Raw genomic sequence first — 19,295 nt, 5'->3', positions numbered from 1 at the left:
TTTGTAATAATTCGATATTTATATAAGGGGGCGTTACGGATGGATCTTACGTTTAAAGTTGAGGAAACATGTTTTAATTACCGCGTTGGAGCAATTTGTAAACATGATAATAAAATACTCATTCTGCAAGGTGACGGTGAAGATTTTTGGTATGTACCCGGCGGTAGAGTAAAAATGCTAGAGAATAGTGAAGATGCATTAAAACGAGAGCTTGCGGAAGAGATAGGTGTTCCTATTAAAAGGAAAAGGTTAATATGGTCAGTAGAAAATTTCTTTACACTTTCTGAGCGAAAGTTTCATGAAATTAGTTTTTATTATGAAGCAGAGCTACATGAGTTACCTGCGAGTGGAGCGGATCAATATATTTTGGAAGAAGAGGGTAGAACGTATTTGTTTAGATGGGTGCCAGTAGAAGAACTGCATACATATAACTTACAGCCTGCATTTATAAAAGAGAAAGTAAAGGATGTATCAGTTCACACAGAACATATCGTATTACAAAAGTAAATGTATTCGGAGGGGAAAATGGTGAAGGGAACTAAAAAAGAGGTACATATAAATGACAAAGTAATTTATTACACACATATCGAAAAAGGTTCTAGTACCGTTTGCTTTATGTTTTCAGGTTCAGGATACAATTATGATAAGCCGTTATTTTATTACGCAACGATGTTAATGCTTGAACATAAAATAGATGTTGTACATATTCATTATTCTTATGATGGACAATTAATGAATAAACCAATGGAAGAAGTAACGAAAGTAATGATGGATGATATTAATCCTGTAATAAATGAAGTATTAAAAGATGAGCAATACAACGAGACTATGTTTTTAGGGAAGTCACTCGGAACAATTCTGATTGCAAATGATTTAATGAAGAGAGAAGAATTCGCGCAGTCAAAAATGATACTACTTACACCTTTACTGACGTTTGATACAATTTTTGATTCTATCTTACATAGTCGACACGAAGGGTTTTTAGTTATTGGGGATAAAGATCACCAATACAATGCAGATCAAATTGATCAGTTATATAAAACGAATTTACAGATTGAAGTTGTCAAAAATGCAAATCATTCTGTAAATGTTGGGGGATATGAAACGGAAAATTCAATTGAGGCTATAGCGAAAATAATAGGAAAACTTAAAGAAGTTGTTAGGACAAACTAACCTATTAATACATGCAAAAGAGGTGCGAATTGCACCTCTTTTACTTTAATAAGCCTTCAAAACATGAAGTAAATAATCCTTACGATTCAGCGGATTATAATCAACACGTTTTCGAGTAGGGAAGGGAGCCATAAGTTTTGTGAAACCAGCTGGCTTCGTTGTAAATATGCCTTCTCCTTCTGTAAATGAATGTAGTATTCGTTTGAAACTCTCTGTTTTCGCAACAGGTAATGATCCTGTTAACTGATAAGAATTGTTATTGAATATAGGCTCTGCAAAAGTTGCTGGAACGACAGCGAGCTTATACATTGCGGTACTAATTGCTTGCTCCGGTACAGTTAATTCAAACGCATTAACTGGTTCATATACATATGTTGCAGCTTGTTTTAAAGCATCCATTAAAACGAGCGGTGTTAAGTTTCTAAAGTCACTCGCTGTTGTAACAGGACTAGCATAACCAGTATGTGTTAACGTGACGATAATATCTGTAACTTCCCACCCATATAATCCTTGTTTTAACGTTTGAAATACCGTATCTTCAATCGCTTTATGAAATGCTAAAGGTAGTGAGCCGAGCTCAACACCTAATTTATATGTTATACCGCAATTAAGTTCACCACGTTCAACTTTGAATCCGATTGTTGCGTAAAATGGATTCTCTTTTTCACCCATTACTTCAACAGAATTGCCTACGCCAATTGGTTTCTCGATACATACAACTCGCGTATTTGAAAAATTAACCTGCAAATTATATTTCTCATAAAGTGTTGTTTCAATTACTTCTTTTTGTACCTCACCGAAAAGGCGAATATATAGTTCATTATGAACATCGTCTTTCCAAACTTTAATGAGCGGATCTTCTTCACATAGTTCCATAAGAACAGCGTATAAATTATGAATTTGCTCTTTAGGTACCGCATCAATGGCAGCTTCCATTTGTGGTTCGGCAAAGTGAATATCTTTTATATAATCCGTACGTTCACCGATAATATCACCAATTTTAATATCATTCAGCCCCCACACTTTACAAAACTCACCGCTAGGAACGGTAGAAGTTTGAACGGTATCTCCATTATGAAATAGGCACATTTTTTTTATCTTTTCTTTATGGAATAGAGACTTACTGCGCTGTATATTAACATATTTTCTAACATGTAAGCTACCTGAAAAAACTCTTATATAAGCAACCTTTTCTCCAGAAGGTTCACGTTCAATTTTAAAAACAACACCGGATAATGGTTCCTCTTGTGCCGATGTAAGAGCTGGAATGAGAGCCGGAAGTTTTTCAAGAAGTTCTGTTACGCCCATACCAGTCATTGCTGAACCGAAAAAGATTGGATACACATTCGCTTGCTGTATTTGCTGTTCTAGTTTTTCTCTTAATAGTGCGTCCGGTATTATTTCGTTATTTACATATGATTCAAGTAACGATTCATTAAATGGTGCTAACAGTTCCATACAATCGTCATATGATTTGTATTCAATGATCCGGGCTTCTTTCGTTCCTTCGTTTAGAACAGAGTAGAAGGGGAATGCTTCATTTGAAAGAACCTCTTTTATTTGTTTCATAACTTTTTCAGTGTTTGCGCCACTACGATCAATTTTATTAACGAATAAAATAGTCGGTATGTTTAGTTTCTGTAATGTTCGCATTAAAATTTTTGTTTGTGCTTGCACACCTTCAACGGCAGAGATAACTAAAATCGCACCGTCTAGAACGCGGAATGATCGCTCCACTTCAGCGATAAAATCAGCGTGTCCAGGTGTATCAATGACATTTACTTTTACAGCATCAATAAAGAAAGAAACGACAGATGCTTTAATCGTAATTCCGCGTTGTCTTTCTAATTCCATTGAGTCAGTTTGTGTATTACCACTATCTACTCGGCCAATTTCTTTAATCACATTCGTTTCATAAAGAATACGCTCAGTCAAACTCGTCTTGCCAGCGTCTACGTGCGCGACAATCCCTATATTTATTGTTGTCATTTGTGAATATCCTCATTTCATTTTCCATTTTCAATTCCTTATTTCTATTTGTATATTGCCGCATTATCAATCACTCTCCAGTTCTTTAAATTAGTATTATTATAGTGCAATTAACATTATTTGTAACGCTACAAAGCGCCTTAATTTGGAAAAAATAAAATGAAAACAAAATGCTTGCATTCTAAATCGATATAGATTATATTAATTGACATATCAACTATTGATACATCAAATGTTTTTATTTTGATTGTAAAGGAGGGTTAATTTGACAAGTTCATGCTCAAAAGAAGCGATTATTTTATATAAATTACACTTTCTAAATAAAGAAGTAAGTTCGAAATTTGAAGGGTGTACGGGTATGAGCCAGTCTCGATTAGAGCTTATACTTCAGTTATATGAAGTAGGTGAAATTAGTCAAAAAGCACTTCAACAAGAAGTGAATATTGATAATGCTGCGATAACAAGGCATTTAAAGCAGCTTGAGGCCAATGAAATGATTGTAAGACGTAAAAATCCAGATGATAACAGAATTACGTTAGTTTCTCTTACTGAAGAGGGACGAAATAAAATTCAAGCGTTTCAAGAGGAAAAAGAACGTTTTGCAGCATCTGCATTTAAAGGATTAAGTGAGGAAGAACGCGATAATCTTTTAAATATGTTAAATCACATTCAAGAAAATATAAAAGAATTATAAAAAAGGGAGAATACAACTATGACTAACTCAGTAAAAACAAATGATTTTAACGAAATTTTAACAGGACGTCGTTCAATTCGTAAGTACGACCCAACAGTAAAAATTAGCAAAGAAGAAATGACAGAAATTCTTACAGAAGCAACACTTGCACCATCTTCAGTAAACATGCAACCATGGAGATTCGTAGTAATTGAAAGTGACGAAGCAAAAGCAACACTTGCGCCACTTGCGAAATTCAATCAATCTCAAGTAGAAACATCTTCAGCAATGATCGCTGTGTTTGGTGACTTAAACAATTTTGATAACGCAGAAGAAATTTACGGTACAGCAGTAGAACGTGGTTTAATGCCAGCTGAAGTAAAAGAAGATCAAATGAAAAAACTTTCAGGTTACTTCTCAATGGTTACACCAGAAGTAATGAAAGATACGGTATTAATTGACGGTGGTCTTGTAGCGATGCAATTTATGCTAGCAGCTCGTGCTCACGGCTATGACACTTGCCCAATTGGTGGATTTGAAAAAGACCAAATCGCAGAAGCATTTGGACTAGATAAAGAACGCTACGTACCAGTAATGCTAATTTCAATCGGAAAAGCTGCTGACAGTGGTTACCAATCAGTACGTCTTCCAATTGAAAAAGTTGCTGAGTGGAAGTAATCTAATTAGGTCATAGAAATATATGGAATATGAAAGGGGAAACACCATGATTATTATTCACGCAATATTTCAAGTAGACCCAGCAAAACAACAAGCATTTTTAGAAGAAATTCAGCCACTCATTCATGGTTCAAGAGAAGAAAGTGGAAATGTATCTTATGACTTATATAAAGATACAGAAAAAGAAAGTGTTTATACGATGGTAGAAGTATGGAAAGATGAAGCAGCAGTTGCGAGCCATAATACGAGTGAACACTTCACATCTTTCGTTAGTAAAGCAGCACAATTTTTAACTGCTCCGCTTAATATAAAAGCTTATAATGGAGAATTAGTAAAATAATAAGGTAGAAAAAGATGACTTTAGCATATGGCTGAAGTCATCTTTTTTGTATAAGTAGAATCCATTTTGGACTCAGTTATGTTGATAGATAAGTGTTGCTCTTATCCTCAGTAACTGTGGTGAATTGTATGTTAAATTCGAACATTCGGTTTATTGGGATATTTTTCCGTGGTATAATTTTCTTGTAAATAAAAGGTAGAGGGGAGTAAGTAATGGGAGAATTTCAAAGTAATTTGCATACGGCAACACAACTTGCAACGAAAATGAGAACTGCTTCAGATAGAATGCAAAGTGCTACTAGTCGCTCTATAAATAAGGCAACGCGTACGACACTATCTGTGAACTTTAAAGCACAAGAAGCAAATCAACAAAATTTACAGATCACGAAACAATTTTGTACTGCTTTTCAACAAACAATTGATAATATCCATTCCGTAGCAAATGAATTTGAGAAAATGGATACCGGACTTCAAAAGACTTTTCAATAATGTAACAGCCTACGTAAAGGGGAAAAGGTAGGGAGAAAAGATGACTTAAGAAATTGAAATGAGAATCAGTCAATGTAATCAAAAATTACGAATTATATTTGAAGAACAAAATAAAAACCGAATGGCGCTGCAAAATTAAGAACGAGCTGAGGTTAGTTTTCATGAATGGAAAAATAGAAGCAATCGTTTATTTAACCGAATACTAGAAACTTGGCACGGCGACAAAGAAGTGTTTCACCTTTTTACGAATATGCGGCAAGAGATCGGACAGTATGAAAGAAAACTTACATTCGAATTAGAAAATGAAAAAGAGACGTTGCTTAAAGAAAAACGGCATCTCAGTGAGAAAGAAAACGACCTTTCCTATGAACAGCAGCAACTACAAAGGGAGGCCAATACATGAGTTTAAACATGTATTTGGGAGAAGTACAAAGTCAAACTCAAAGTATGAACGCTATATGTAATGCTACGATTCAAAGTATGGAACAAGCGATTCAATCTATTGATGCCTTTGCGATAGATACAGTATTACAAGGACAAACATACAGTAGTGCAAAATCCTACCTTGTCCAAACATTTCGGCCATTAGCGCAAGGAATCATATGCTTATGTGAAGAATTAATTCGCCAAAATGAAGCATTTCCAAATGAGTTCCAAGCGAAAGTTGCTTCGACAGATGTGATTGAACAAGAAATAAGAGAACAAATAAGGGGAATTAATCAATCGATTACAAGTATAGAAGCAATAGAAGTACTTACACCAATGCCCGGAGTAGGTGCAATTGTAACGGTATTAGGTGCAATGAGAAAAAAACTGGAAGAAAAACTAGAGCATTTATATGAATTCAATCATTCATCCAGCAACAACTACAGCACCGCTCTCCAATTAGCAGCTAGCATCACAGCCGGACTCGCTGAAGTGCAAAGTGGGAAAGGATTTAGTCCTGTGAGTGGTACGTTTCATAGTGAAAAGTTAAATATGGAATGGGCAAAGCAAATTCAAATAATTATAGAAGAGAAAATACGGAAATCTGATAATGGTATTGGAAAAAGTGTAGACTTAGAGCACAATGTGTATAACGACATTGAAGGAATAAGCAGCGAAAATCAATCTATCAATAATAGATTTACAAAAGAAGAGATACAAGCGACACAAAAATACCTTGAAGGAATTAAAAATGGTACAATAAAAGGGAATATAGGTGAGGATTTCCAAGTTGAAACCGATGATTATGAAATGGAGCATAACATTTTTGGCCAGCCAGTCGGTGGTAGAAGGCCAGTACTCAATCCTTTTTTAATCGGTGTGGCGAAGTTTGGATTCGATTTTCTCTTTGGTGATCTTTTCACACTCTTTGACCCAGAAGCTACCTATGGTGAAAAACTCCTAGCAGTTGGGATGATGACTCCATATGGGAAAGGTGTAAAAATAGTTGATAAACTTCATGATTTAAAAAAGGTTGGAGATGTGAAGAAAGCAACGTCTGGGAGTGCGGGTGTTGCTAAGGGTACGGGTAAGACTACAGAACCATACGATGTAGTACCGTATAGGCCAAGCAATTCACCACTAGAAAATCATCATGGCGTTATGGATGTATGGGCTAAACATAATGTCCCCGATTATGTTAGTAGAGGGGCGAATACTCCAACTATAGCTTTAACTAAAGAGCAACACAATGCTACTAAAGCTGTTTATAGACAATGGCTCTTTGAAAAAACAGGGAAAAAGGTTGGAGGTAAAGTAGATTGGAAATCTGTTTCACCAAAAGAAATACAAGAATTGACGGAAAAAATGTTTGATGCTGCGAATGTACCACGTTTAGCTAGACAAGAGTATTATAGGGCCTTTAATCAATATAATTTTAGGGAGTAATTTAGATGGAAAATATTAATCAGTTGATTAAAAAAGTAAAATCATTACCTAATTGTCGAGTTCAGGAGCCTACAGAATTACCGATAATTGATAAGAATAAGCATATGCTACCAGGTGATTTAAAAGAATTTTATAGTCTTTGTGGTGGTCTAACTTTATTTGAAAATGAGGAATATCCTATTCATATTGTTACCCCAGAGGAGTTTATTTTGGCTAATCCCGTAATTGTAGGAGAGTTATGTGAAGAAGATATTTCATCAAATTGGTATATTATATGCAATGATGGTAAGGATGAATATTTAACAATAGATCTTAGTGAAGAAAGACTAGGTAGATGTTATGATAGTTTCTTTGATCGACATGGAATAGTTGGGGAGTCGCAAATTATCGCAACTTCATTCACTGACTTACTTGAAAAACTTATTAAGAATAATGGACAATATTGGTATTGGCTAAAGAGTGAATTTGAATCACTTGGAGATGCTTATGATGATCAAGAGTGAAAAAGAGAGCCTTTAAGTGGGATAAGAAAGTGAAAGAGTTTTTGAAAGTATGTACTCTATGATGGTTGTACCATCATGGAGTACTATGTGCAATGATAGAATAAGAAAACGAGGTACGAGCTTTGGCGAGATGACATTTTACTGGGTGCTGAATATAAACACATGGAATATATATTAAACTAACGAACTCGTACAAACTCGTAAGTTTTAACGTAGTAGTTGTTACCACATATAAAAGGTGTCATACTGTTACTACAAAACTTACAAATTTATGCTACTTAAAAACATATGAACTTAAAGCACTTGATTGTCAATTAAAGGCAACAAGTGCTTTTTGGCGTTTTAGGATAGAAATGATTAGACACATTATAATTTTATAAGTGTGCTAAGTATTAAATTTTTATAGATTGTAATGGCTATGAACAGGGTATGACGATAGTAGAGGAAAAAATAAAGGATTGTGTTATGTTTTGAAGTCATCGTAAAGTACGTTTTAACGGATGGACGTTATGCACACGTTATCCGCAAAAAACAGGCAAACGTTACAGAGATTGTAATTACTGTAACGGGAGAGGACTCAATATGGAAGAGAAAGTAGTGGGTTATGTACGAGTTTCAACAGAAGGACAAGTACGTGACGGATACAGCTTAGCGTATCAAGTAGAAGAAATCGAACGTTACTGTATGGAAAACAACTTACAATTGCTTCATGTATATGAAGATAGAGGACTAAGTGGCGCAACTGTTGATGAAAATGGATTAACAGTTGAACGTGAAGGCTTACAAGAACTATTGTCAGATATGGCATATCAACAAGTGAAGCACGTGATTGTACTCAATACATCTCGGTTATGGCGCTCTGATATGGCAAAAGTGTTAATACAACGAGAGCTAAAGAAATACAAGGTAGATGTGAAAGCAATTGAACAACCCAATTACAGTATATACACACATGACCCAAATGATTTTTTAGTAAATGGCATGTTAGAGCTATTAGACCAATATCAACGTCTCGAGATTGCATTGAAGCTAAGTAGAGGCAGAAAGAAAAAAGCGGAACAAGGTGGATATGCAGGTGGTGGTGTGATGTTTGGTTATAGAGTAAAGAAAGGACAAAAAGTGTTAGAAGTAGATACGGAGAAAGCAGTGGTTGTGCGTAGACTATTTGAATTAAGACACTTTTTTAAACATTGGTCGCTGACTCAATTGGCAGAACGACTGAATAGGGAAGGTTATCATACAGAGAAAGGAAAACAATTTACGAAAGTACAAGTAAAACGCATGTTAGACCGAGAGAGTTTTTATCGAGGGGTATATACATACGGGCAAATACAAACAAACGGTAAACATTCAGCAATTATATAACAGTCGTACTTAAAAAAATCGCTCATTTTACTATATGTACTTATGAAGTTATGAAAATGGATAGGCTTGCGTACCTATGCGCATCGGGAGATGAACGCTCGAACTAAGGTTGCCGACGTTTTTATATATGACTAAATCATTGAATAGAGGGATGAGTTATGCATAATAGGCAGAATTATTTGTATGTAGGAGTAGATTTACATAAAGAGCAGCATACGGCTGTTATTATTAATTGTTGGCAAGAAAAATTAGGAGAAATACAATTTGATAATAAACCATCTGCATTTTCGAAGTTTTTATTAGAAGTAGAGACATATGTGAGTGATGGTTTATCAGTTGTATTTGGTTTAGAGGATGTTGGTGGTTATGGAAGAGCGTTAGCGAAATATTTAGTAGATCATAAACAAGTAGTGAAAGAAGTAAATCCAGCTTTATCATTTTTAGAGCGAAAAAGCCATGTGACGACACAAAAAAGTGATAGTTGGGATGCGGAATGTGTAGCACGCATATTGGTAAACAAATTTAATCAATTGCCAGATGCAAAGCCAAACGATTTATTTTGGTCGATACAACAACTAGTATCAAGAAGGAATGCATTAGTAAAAGCACAAAGTGCATTAAAGAACCAACTACATATTCAATTAAACCATCATTATCCAAGTTATAAAAAGTTTTTCTCAGAATTAGATGGGAAAACAGCATTAGCGTTTTGGCAGCAATATCCATTATCCTCTTGTTTAGAGGAGGCGAATATAAAGCAATTAACAGCTTTTTTATTAGATGTTAGCAACAATACATGTTCAGTAAAGAAAGCAAGCGAAATATTAAAACTTGTAAAAGAAGATGGACAAACAATGAAAGAGTATCAAGAAACACGAGACTTTTTAGTAAGAAGTATTGTACGGGATATTGAGTTTAAAAAGAAGGAAATGAAATACATTAAAAGAGAATTAAAACGGTTAGTAAATCTACTAGATTATCAATTAGAGACGATGCCGGGAATAGAACTTGTGACGGCATCAGCATTAATTGCAGAAATTGGGGATGTAAGGCAATTTCCAAATGCCAACAAATTAGCACGATTCGCGGGGATTGCGCCTGTTTACTTTGGTTCTGGCGGAAAAGGTAAGACACATAAAAGCAAACAAGGAAACAGGGCGTTACACGCTTTATTTTATAATTTAGCAGTACAGCAAGTGCAAGTGGCGAAAGGAAGTAAGTTAGCTAGAAGTCCAGTGTTTTATGCATACTATCAAAAGAAATTAAAAGAGGGAAAAACAAAAGGACAGGCATTAGTATGTATTATGAGAAGACTGGTGAACATTATATATGGCATGATGAAACATAAAACGGCATATGAGTTGCCGGTAGTACAAGAGAAGGAAGTAGTTTAATAAGGTTTTATATGGTTTGTTTTTTTATTGTGAGAGTTTAAGATTACAACATAGGGTACGGGTAAAGCTAATAACTTTAAATTTGGAGATAATGCTAAAAATCATTTAAAAAATGTTGAGAATATAAGCACTAAGAAAGGGGTTAGTGGTGGACATAACATGGATGAATTTTACAATGCTTTAAAAAATCAGGGTGTTGATGTAGAAGAATTAATTATATCTAAAAAATCACATTCTTCAATTGAAGGGATTTATGAGATAGAATACAAAATACCTAGAAAAGATATGGCTGGAAATATTGCAGAACCCGTTTCGTATAAAAATATTAAGGAGCCTAAAACAATATACGATCCAGCAATGATTAGTGATGATAAGATATATCAGTGGGGAAAAGAAGCGATGCAAAAGGGAACAATAAATGGTAGGCTTGTTGAAGGTACTGCTTCAAATGGATTGAAGTTCAGAGGTTATTTAAATGATGCTGGGGAGATAACTAACTTTTTCCCAATTCTAGACTGATATTATCAAGATACAATATTTATAGGAGGATAAAATGAATAGTAATTTTGAATTTATTGAAGATAAAGAGAAAAATGATGAATTGATGTCAATATATTTTAACTTTATAAACGGTAAGTACTTGGAAAGAGCTTTGAGTTTTTTTGTAAAAAAAGAGGGGTTTGGACAAGAAATAGTATTCGTTCATTTTCAGTCTGATTTAGATGAATTTGATATGTCACAGCTACCTACACCTTTAGATGATAAGCATGTGTTAGTTGAATTAGATTCTCCAGCTGTTGAGTCTGAACAACAATTGTATTTGGACTTTGAAACTTTTTATAATTATTTGGAAGAACATGTGAAAAAGGAAGTGGAAAAAAATCCAGAAAGAAATGGATTAATAGACTTATTAGTGCAAGTTAAGCGTAGCTTAAATTTGTAATAGCTTATAGCCATTTTGCTAAATTCTGAGGGCAGAAAAGAACTTTTTCAAAAATATGTTTTCATTAGTATTGTAGTATATTTCAATAAGGCAGATTGTCTGGTATTGAATTAGTAAAGAGGAAGTTATAGATGAAGAAGAGTCAACAAAAGAGACCTCAAATTTGAGGTCTCTTTTGTTGAGTGTATTGAAAAAATCCCCAATTAAACATTAGCATGAGATAACAACTATAAGGGTATGGATAAAACACTATCTAAAAAGAAATCAATACCCGATTTTGTGAAAAAACAATGGGAAGCAGGGAATAGATTTAATAAGGAAAAGCGCTCTCGATATCCTTATAATGAAGTAGAGTTAGAGAAAAAGGAAATCAATAGGAAGAAATATGTTGTGGATTCTTATATTCCGGGTGAAGAAATTGTCTCGAGGAAATTTATCCAATTGGCTGAAGTAAAAGAAAAGACGGCATTAAGTTATTTAAGTGAGTTTACTAAAAAGTATTCTTCCGGTTCAGAAATTTCTTCAGGTAAATTTAATCCTAATGCTTTAAAAGGTGGTCGACTAGATGGAGAATTAATTTTGGAAGTCCCTGTACAAACAAAACCAGTTCCACAAAAAATTATTGAAGAGGCGAATGAGAAAGGGATTATTATTCGTGATATTAATGGGAAGGTGTATAATTAATGGAAATTTATTATTGTGATAAGTGGTCTAATATAAAGAAGAAGCCTTGGAATATTATTGATGAGAATGCAGCCAAGATACTTCATGGAAATCGACATTCTTATACTGCTGTTCTCAATGATGGAGAGCAGCCAAAGTATTTAGTAAATGTCACTGATAAATGAGTATCGGTAAGTTTTTTGGATGATTTTCTTCGTAAATATTTACACTACGATTTTATTGTTAAAGAAGATAATAGAATATTCCTAAGGACAATAATGTATTGGGAATATGACGGGGATACACAGTTAAAAAGTATGATTTTGGGGTATCAAGAAAATGGTCATATTGCTATGGAGCAAAAAGATTCTAAAACTGGTGAAGTAGAAGAACGAGAGATAAAAGATGATGTATCTAGAAATTGGGATATATTCCCCGAGTTTGGCCAATACTTATATTTGTGCAAAGAGGAGAGGTAACTCTTTTGAATATAAACATGAAACTAATGAACTCGTGATTTTTGAGCCTCAAGGTAATTACCTTAAGGTTTTTTTATTGCTCTCAAATAAACATTTCCTTTATTCGAAATCTATAGATATGTTATTATTTTTGTATAAATTGGAAATTGGAAAGTAAATGTTAAACTGTACTGCAAGATAATAAACCTGATAGTAGTGGAAATGTGAAAACATTTAGGATAGATGTAAAGGGAAATATTATTGGAGAATGGCCATAATTTAGAAGCTAGGAGGAATCAAATAGAATGAGAAATCAATTATGTATAGAAGAAAAATGTAAAAGGGGAATAGAGTATCATAAAGAGTTTATTGAAGAAAATAGAGAAGAGATTAAAAGTTTAGAAGAAGATGAAAAAAATGGTATTCAAAGATATCCTAATGATAACAAAAGTATTATATTAGAAAATTATTTGTCGAATTTTATACATGAGATGAACGATATTAGGGCCATGTATTCTTTAGGAGAAGACATAAGTACAATGGAAGCATATTTTTATAATGCATTGGATGATTTAGAGCAAACAGGTACTAACAATGTTGGATATATATATATGCTATGGATGATTTCCTTAGGAATTCTATTAGAAACGGATAAAAAGAATATAGAAAGATTAAAAAAGATAGTTGATAAAAAAAATATGAACGACGCAGTAATCGATTTCCTCTTATGCGCTAGTGATATCGGATACACAAAAATGACGAATGTTTATTTTAAAGAAAATCCATATGCAAAAACGAGAGAGATTATAGAACTTGCACAAACAGATAAAAAAGAAGCGTCTAAAAGATTACAAACGTATATGGAGAAAGAATGGTTTAAAGGCCATTATGATTATGAGTGGAAAAACGCGCATAAAGAACCTGGATATGTAGGATATTGGAGCTTTGAAACGGCAGCGCTTGTGAAAATTTTGGAACTTGATGATACAAGTTTAAAAGATAATAATCATTATCCATATGATTTGGCCCATTACAAGAATACAATGAAATTTAAGCATATAGACTTAAGTGAATATCACTATGAAGATGAGACAGAAGAAATAGAGGAAATAGTAGAAGGAATTGAACATAATCCTGCATTGGAAAATATTATTCCGCCAAAATGGCATTCATTGGTCGATGAATTAATACATGATTATGAGAATATGGACGATAGTAGTTTTTATGAAAAATACAAAAAAACAATAGGAATAGGTCAAGTGTGGTTTTTACCACAAGAATATGAAGAAGAAAATGAGCAAAAGGATCTATTAGGAAGTTTAATTGTGTTTGCCCTTACAGTAAGAGATTATATATTACAACTGGACTATAAAGAGGATTTAGAGGACTACATTGATAATCTTAAAAATTTCTGGAATGGATCAGAAATAAAGTTAATTCAATTTATATTAGAGAATGATCAAAATTATTATGCATGGGTACCGAAAGAAATAAATATCCCGAATATGTATGAAGTGAAGATAGAGGTTGTCGAAGTAGAAGAAATTCAATAACCAGTACATCAAAAACATATAGAATTCAATAAATAAAAGAGGTTATAAATAGTGGTAGTTTGTGGAATCCGACTGTCACTATTTTTGTATTTACATTCGTGTATTTAATTTAAGTAAAGTGTTGAATGTCTTTCAGAAAACAGAAAATCATATAAAAAGTATATTAGTCTTTTGTTTATTACAACTTAGATGGAAAACTGAATTTTTATAGTTGGTTAAATCTTGATGGGAAGGTTAATAGATAAATAAAATGGGTTATAAAATTGATATTATATATCGAGATTTTCAACAACATGCTAATGGTTGGAAAGGTTTTTAGCAAACTGTAGACTTATTTAGTATTGTAATAAGTGGTTAAATGTACAATAGAAACTTTGGAATAGAATGAATGAGAAGAAAGAAAAAATTTTTAAAGGCTTCCAATTTAGAGGTGAATTCTATGAAAATTGAAATTATAAAAAATGAAGGAATGTATAATGGTCAAAATATAGTGAGTTTTTCTACTAAGTTTGGTCGTGGGAAAGGTAGTTGGAATGGAGAAAATCCAATCGAAGGTCGAGAATATTATGTCGAGTTAGAAATAGGAGATACAGTAGTGTGGGGAGAAGAGGTTAATAAATCTGACAAAGATCAATACTGTATCAAAAATGATGGGAATTCCACAATTATAGTTTGTGAAGTGGAAACATTTTCTGAGTATGGATGTTGTGATTTTAAAATTGGGTCAAGTATATTCACTGTCGAAATTGATGGAGAAGCATATCGGAAAGGAACTTTTGTTGAAATCAGTACTCAAAATCTTATTTTGTATGATATAAACTTGTAAGTATGAGACATTAATAGGCGAAATACATATTAAATTTTTGTTTGAAAAATATTATGCTTAATTGAAGCTTTAATTGGTGTAAAAGGATGTTTTTTATGTAAAAAAAATTGAGGTGACACATGGAACTGCTGGCCAATTCATTAGGCTTAAATAAAGAATTGGTATTGGTGCCTTTTAAAAATATATAAATTTGTTCGGTGCTAAAAAATCGTATTATCATAAATGTTAATAGAGACAAAAAAGTATGGGAAGAAGAGTTTTAATATTAGAAATTTTATTGGTGTTAATAACGAAAGTCTATATAAGGCAAGTTAAGGAATGTAGATTGAGTGAGGAAATTCAATAGAAGTGGAGAATATTGATTTGAAAACAATAATCAAAAATATAGGTAATAAAAATATAAAAGCTAAAGTAGAAGAACCATTAAGTCTTCATGTAGAAACTCTATTTAATTTATTATCTAATGTAAAAGATAAATTAGCAGATAGATTTTCAATACAAATTGGATGGTCTGTTTATAGTTTATATAAGTATGAAGATTATTATCAAATTATCACCCGGGATTATACTAAAAACCCTTTTATAGATACAACGGAAGATTTAACGATTGCATTATGGGTACAACTTGAGCAATCGCATTGTTTACGTCGATTAAATATAAAGGGAGAATTCATAAAATTTAACGATAAGATTGTGATAGCGAAAAATGTGTTGCAACAAGAAGAGGTGTATTTACAAAGATCTAGTGGTTGTGATGAAGGTGATTCAGGTTGGTATATAGGTCCTATCAATGAAGAAGTATCAGGAGAATTGGAAATCATATACGCCTACGAATTATTCAAAATGAAACCTGCAATTATTCAAGTGCTAGCTTTACCGTATGAGTATTTAGTAGTATTTGAGAAGGACAAAATTAAAGCGATTTTAAATGAATGTGATGTTGATATTTGGAGTGAAATAGAAAATAAATGAAGTGAATATAATGGAAAAGTTTCATGGAGGGTTAGAAAATGAATGTTGAAATGAAACCTGAAATTAAAGAAGTTCTGAAAAAAATTAAATTTATAGATAGATATAAAAAATTGTCTGGAAACTTTAGCTCAAATCTTAATGCTTTAAATGATAGACTTGAGGATTATGATATGGAAAAGGTAAATGAAATATTTATAAGGTTGGGATATGCAGCAACTTTTGATAAAAAGGAGAAATTTTTTAAGGTAGGTGTTCTAGATCATTCTCCAAATTATATGGTATGGTTTCATATAATTTTAGAACATGGAATGACAGTGTTTGTATGGGTTGTCTATCATAATAATGAAGTAAGACTAGGTAGTCCTTGGAGTGTTTATTCAAGGTTATTGATGAATGCAAGTGAAAGAATAAAAACACCAGTATATCGGAACTATATGGAGTTAGAGGAAATATTAAAAGAGGCATTTTTAATGTATGATGATTTTAAAAGTGAAATAAGTAATGTGTATAGTAAAACCCACAATTGAAAGTAGTAAGTAATACGATACTGTAAATTATTATACATAAGTGATTCATATGCTCAAAACATTATTACTTTGTGTGAATGCAACAACCAGATGAAAAAACTAGAAAATAGGCATGTTTTTAAGAGGTATAGAAGGTAGGGATTATTAACTTTAAAAATTTATTATTGTGACGAATGGTCAGATATTAGAAAGAAACCTTGGAATATAATTGATGCATGTAAAGCATACTTGTGTCATCAAAATCACGAACCATATACGGCCGTGTTAACTGAAGGTGAAAGGATTAAGTATGTTATAAATGTTACAAAAGATTGGGTTTCAGTTGGGTTTTATGATGACTTAGTTCGTAAGTATTTAAATTATGATTTTGAAGTTATAAATAATAATAGAATTTTCTTAAGAACAGCTATGTATTGGGAATATAATGATACGAATGAAAAAGAAAAAACTAGCATGATTTTCAATTTCCGCGAAAATGGTTATACAGTAATGGAAAAGGTGGATGTGAATAGAGGATTAGTTGAGGAACGAGAGGGTGATGATAATCTTGAAAATCACTGGGATGTGTTTCCTGATTTTGGTCATTATATTCATTTGTGCAGAGAGGAAAGATAGTGAATGTATATAAGGTGTCAAATGCCCAATATGAAAATTACGTGAGTTAAGCACTTCATTGTCAACGGACGACAATAGGTGCTTTTTTTACATGCAGTGAAGAAAAAATATAAGTTTCCTTTTTGCTCTATTTCATATTTGAATTACATGTTATAATTTGGAAAAAATATATATTCTTAATTTTCGGATAATAAAAAAGGTGGTAGATACTGTATGAGTACATTAAAGAAAATTACTAACAATATCTCGAAGGTTATTATAGGAAAAGATGAATCGATTGAACTTGCAGCTATAGCCCTTATAGCAAAAGGGCATATTTTATTAGAAGATGTACCTGGGACGGGAAAAACAACATTAGCGAAAAGTTTAGCGAAAAGTGTGGACGCTAAATTTCAAAGAATACAATTTACAGCGGATACTTTGCCTGGAGATGTTATTGGTCTTGAATATTTTAATGTAAAGGAATCGGATTTTAAAACGAGATTAGGACCTATTTTTGCAAATATAGTATTAGTCGATGAAATTAATCGAGCTGTACCGAGAACACAATCTTCGTTACTTGAAGTTATGGAAGAACGTACTGTTACGATTGCGAAACAGACACATTCATTACCAGAACCTTTTTTAGTTATTGCAACGCAAAATCCACTCGAATCAGCAGGTACATTTCCTTTACCTGATGCTCAACTAGACCGTTTTTTACTAACTATACGTCAAGGCTATCCTACGAGGGAAGCAGAAAAGGAAATGATGAATCGTTTTCAAAAGAATGATCCGCTAGATACGTTACATTCTATTATTTCAGGTGAAGAAATTATTATGATGCAAAAACGCGCAAGGGAAGTGCTAGTAACAAATGATGTGCAAGATTATCTCCTTGAAATCATTGAAGCAACTCGTAAGCATGAGCTAATTGAAATTGGAGTAAGTCCGCGGGGGACGTTGGCATTTATGAGAGCGATTCAAGCACGGGCAATATTAAATGAAAGAGATTATTGTACGCCAGATGATATAAAACTACTAGCTGCATCCGTTTGCGCTCATCGTTTAACGTTAACGATTGAGGGAGAGATGAAAACGACGAAAGAACAAATCATGAAAGAAATCCTTCATACGATTAGTGTGCCAGTGGAGAATGTACGATGAATCAACAGCTTGTGTATACACCTTTAGCGGAGCCTTTCGTAATGGGAGTTATGTCAGTTGTAGCCGTTATTTTAAGTGTATTTTCAAGTAATCTATTGTTTTTATCTCTCGTATTTTTGTATGTAATTTTAATAGGTGCTATGCACGTGTACATGCGTAAAGTATCTCGTGTTGAATGGGAATACAGTCAGGGGAATTCAAACGTTTTTATAGGTGAAACGAATACGTGTAAAATTAAAATTTCAAACAAGTCGATATTTCCTATTCTTAATATCGTATTTCGATTTAAATGTGAAAATAAGCTAACTTGGAATCATGATGAAATAAATAAAAATTATAGTACAGGTTCAAATTATTATATGAATTTTAATTTAAAAGGAAGAGAGTCAGTTTCATTTGATTTACAAGCTGTAGCGTTAAAAAGAGGAATTGCGAAATGGGAAGAAGTTGAAATTGTTATTACTGATCTCTTTGGATTCATAACGAACCATATAACATATAAACAAGTTGATACGCCCTCCTATTTAGTCTTACCAGCTGTTCCGAAAATGCAAGTTCCTGAATTACAAGAATGGTCACGGGGATTTCGAAAAGCGATGTCTTCACCGCTATATGATGAAACGAAAGTAATGGGAGTGAAGTCTTATGAAAATGAAGATTTTCGTTCCATCCACTGGAGTGCAACAGCGAAAACAGGGACGATAACTGCGAAAAAGTACGAGCGAGCACAATCAGATAAATATACGATTTATCTCAACTTGCAAAATAAAAGTGGTGTTTCTTTGCGAAATGATACAGAAGAATTAATTGAATTAACGGCAGGCATATGTAAACAACTGCTCATGCAAAACTGTTCATTTGAAGTATGGATCAATAGTGTAAAAGATAACGGTTTGCTACATATAAAAAATGGGGATAATCGGAAACATTTGCAAAATGTATTAAAGGTACTTGCCTCAATATCGAATCAGGACACGCCAGTATCTTCTTCTTATTTTTACACAGCAGGCTTTCGTCGAAAGAAACTGGATGCGGTTCCTTTAATTATTGGTACTTCACCAAAGAAATACAGTAGAACGAATAAATGGATTGTAATTAAAGAATAAGAAGGGGCTTA

General features: G+C 33.1%; 20 protein-coding genes and 3 pseudogenes. 22 read left to right on the top strand and 1 reads right to left on the bottom strand.

All coding sequences use genetic code 11. From position 1 onward, the window contains the following. Positions 1 to 39 precede the first annotated feature (39 nt). Both ACLBWW_RS14595 and ACLBWW_RS14590 read left to right on the top strand, forming a co-directional pair. A complete protein-coding gene (locus ACLBWW_RS14595; protein ID WP_098069169.1) occupies positions 40 to 507 on the top strand; it encodes an NUDIX hydrolase in 468 nt (155 codons plus the stop codon). Next, positions 508 to 1,173, top strand: coding sequence for an alpha/beta hydrolase (locus ACLBWW_RS14590; RefSeq protein WP_116443096.1), 666 nt, complete (start codon positions 508 to 510; stop codon positions 1,171 to 1,173). 45 nt (positions 1,174 to 1,218) lie between these two features. Here the strand turns inward: ACLBWW_RS14590 and ACLBWW_RS14585 are convergent, their stop codons facing one another. Further along, positions 1,219 to 3,162 (bottom strand): elongation factor G, encoded by a 1,944-nt coding sequence (locus ACLBWW_RS14585; protein ID WP_098069168.1) that lies wholly within the window; start codon positions 3,160 to 3,162, stop codon positions 1,219 to 1,221. 265 nt (positions 3,163 to 3,427) lie between these two features. Between ACLBWW_RS14585 and ACLBWW_RS14580 the strand changes: the two genes are divergently transcribed. The 20 genes and pseudogenes from ACLBWW_RS14580 to ACLBWW_RS14485 all read left to right on the top strand — a co-directional run bounded on the left by ACLBWW_RS14580 (position 3,428) and on the right by ACLBWW_RS14485 (position 19,284). Next, entirely contained in the window at positions 3,428 to 3,856 is a 429-nt protein-coding gene (locus ACLBWW_RS14580; protein ID WP_000204172.1) for a MarR family winged helix-turn-helix transcriptional regulator, read from the top strand. Between the two features lie 18 nt (positions 3,857 to 3,874). Next, positions 3,875 to 4,513, top strand: a complete 639-nt coding sequence (locus ACLBWW_RS14575) for a nitroreductase family protein (RefSeq protein WP_048547718.1) — start codon at positions 3,875 to 3,877, stop codon at positions 4,511 to 4,513. Positions 4,514 to 4,559: 46 nt separating this feature from the next. After that, positions 4,560 to 4,853 (top strand): putative quinol monooxygenase, encoded by a 294-nt coding sequence (locus tag ACLBWW_RS14570; RefSeq protein ID WP_000583805.1) that lies wholly within the window; start codon positions 4,560 to 4,562, stop codon positions 4,851 to 4,853. 212 nt (positions 4,854 to 5,065) lie between these two features. Next, positions 5,066 to 5,341, top strand: a complete 276-nt coding sequence (locus tag ACLBWW_RS14565) for a TIGR04197 family type VII secretion effector (RefSeq protein ID WP_017763328.1) — start codon at positions 5,066 to 5,068, stop codon at positions 5,339 to 5,341. Between the two features lie 58 nt (positions 5,342 to 5,399). Next, positions 5,400 to 5,744, top strand: a pseudogene (locus ACLBWW_RS14560) (DUF3958 family protein). After that, entirely contained in the window at positions 5,741 to 7,213 is a 1,473-nt protein-coding gene (locus ACLBWW_RS14555; RefSeq protein ID WP_098079311.1) for a T7SS effector LXG polymorphic toxin, read from the top strand. The pseudogene ACLBWW_RS14560 and the gene ACLBWW_RS14555 overlap by 4 nt, the downstream one beginning before the upstream one ends. A gap of 5 nt (positions 7,214 to 7,218) precedes the next feature. Continuing rightward, positions 7,219 to 7,716: an SMI1/KNR4 family protein gene (locus tag ACLBWW_RS14550; RefSeq protein WP_000427919.1), complete on the top strand. Its 498-nt coding sequence runs from the start codon at positions 7,219 to 7,221 to the stop codon at positions 7,714 to 7,716. A 582-nt stretch (positions 7,717 to 8,298) separates the two neighbouring features. Then, positions 8,299 to 9,081 carry a recombinase family protein gene (locus ACLBWW_RS14545; RefSeq protein WP_048547715.1) on the top strand — a complete coding sequence of 261 codons (783 nt, stop codon included), beginning with the start codon at positions 8,299 to 8,301 and terminating at the stop codon, positions 9,079 to 9,081. 158 nt (positions 9,082 to 9,239) lie between these two features. Continuing rightward, positions 9,240 to 10,475 (top strand): IS110 family transposase, encoded by a 1,236-nt coding sequence (locus tag ACLBWW_RS14540; protein ID WP_048547711.1) that lies wholly within the window; start codon positions 9,240 to 9,242, stop codon positions 10,473 to 10,475. A gap of 54 nt (positions 10,476 to 10,529) precedes the next feature. Next, positions 10,530 to 10,994, top strand: a pseudogene (locus tag ACLBWW_RS14535) (CdiA family toxin C-terminal domain-containing protein); the annotation flags it as partial. A 34-nt stretch (positions 10,995 to 11,028) separates the two neighbouring features. Further along, on the top strand, positions 11,029 to 11,418 hold the full coding sequence (locus ACLBWW_RS14530) for a hypothetical protein (protein ID WP_447614098.1): 390 nt from the start codon (positions 11,029 to 11,031) through the stop codon (positions 11,416 to 11,418). A 237-nt stretch (positions 11,419 to 11,655) separates the two neighbouring features. Further along, complete coding sequence (locus tag ACLBWW_RS14525; protein WP_000361832.1) at positions 11,656 to 12,102, top strand: hypothetical protein; 447 nt, start codon at positions 11,656 to 11,658, stop codon at positions 12,100 to 12,102. After that, positions 12,102 to 12,560: pseudogene (locus tag ACLBWW_RS14520) on the top strand (hypothetical protein). Before ACLBWW_RS14525 ends, ACLBWW_RS14520 begins: the two are co-directional and overlap by 1 nt. A 284-nt stretch (positions 12,561 to 12,844) precedes the next feature. Beyond that, positions 12,845 to 14,092: a PoNi-like cognate immunity protein gene (locus tag ACLBWW_RS14515; protein WP_447614097.1), complete on the top strand. Its 1,248-nt coding sequence runs from the start codon at positions 12,845 to 12,847 to the stop codon at positions 14,090 to 14,092. A 439-nt stretch (positions 14,093 to 14,531) separates the two neighbouring features. Further along, positions 14,532 to 14,918 carry a hypothetical protein gene (locus ACLBWW_RS14510; protein WP_048547708.1) on the top strand — a complete coding sequence of 129 codons (387 nt, stop codon included), beginning with the start codon at positions 14,532 to 14,534 and terminating at the stop codon, positions 14,916 to 14,918. 363 nt (positions 14,919 to 15,281) lie between these two features. Continuing rightward, the gene (locus tag ACLBWW_RS14505; protein WP_048547898.1) at positions 15,282 to 15,890 is read left to right on the top strand and encodes an immunity protein Imm33 domain-containing protein; all 609 of its coding nucleotides are present in this window, start codon (positions 15,282 to 15,284) and stop codon (positions 15,888 to 15,890) included. Between the two features lie 38 nt (positions 15,891 to 15,928). After that, the gene (locus tag ACLBWW_RS14500) at positions 15,929 to 16,417 is read left to right on the top strand and encodes a hypothetical protein (RefSeq protein ID WP_048547706.1); all 489 of its coding nucleotides are present in this window, start codon (positions 15,929 to 15,931) and stop codon (positions 16,415 to 16,417) included. Positions 16,418 to 16,573: 156 nt separating this feature from the next. Beyond that, the gene (locus ACLBWW_RS14495; protein WP_048547704.1) at positions 16,574 to 17,032 is read left to right on the top strand and encodes a hypothetical protein; all 459 of its coding nucleotides are present in this window, start codon (positions 16,574 to 16,576) and stop codon (positions 17,030 to 17,032) included. A 213-nt stretch (positions 17,033 to 17,245) separates the two neighbouring features. Beyond that, positions 17,246 to 18,178, top strand: coding sequence for an AAA family ATPase (locus ACLBWW_RS14490; RefSeq protein ID WP_098132345.1), 933 nt, complete (start codon positions 17,246 to 17,248; stop codon positions 18,176 to 18,178). Further along, on the top strand, positions 18,175 to 19,284 hold the full coding sequence (locus ACLBWW_RS14485) for a DUF58 domain-containing protein (RefSeq protein ID WP_048547700.1): 1,110 nt from the start codon (positions 18,175 to 18,177) through the stop codon (positions 19,282 to 19,284). Before ACLBWW_RS14490 ends, ACLBWW_RS14485 begins: the two co-directional genes overlap by 4 nt. The last annotated feature ends 11 nt before the right edge of the window (positions 19,285 to 19,295 follow it).

Source organism: Bacillus sp. M5A3_1b, assembly GCF_053345335.1.
Note: the sequence above shows the minus strand (reverse complement) of the source record. Positions and strands in the feature narration are given on the sequence as shown.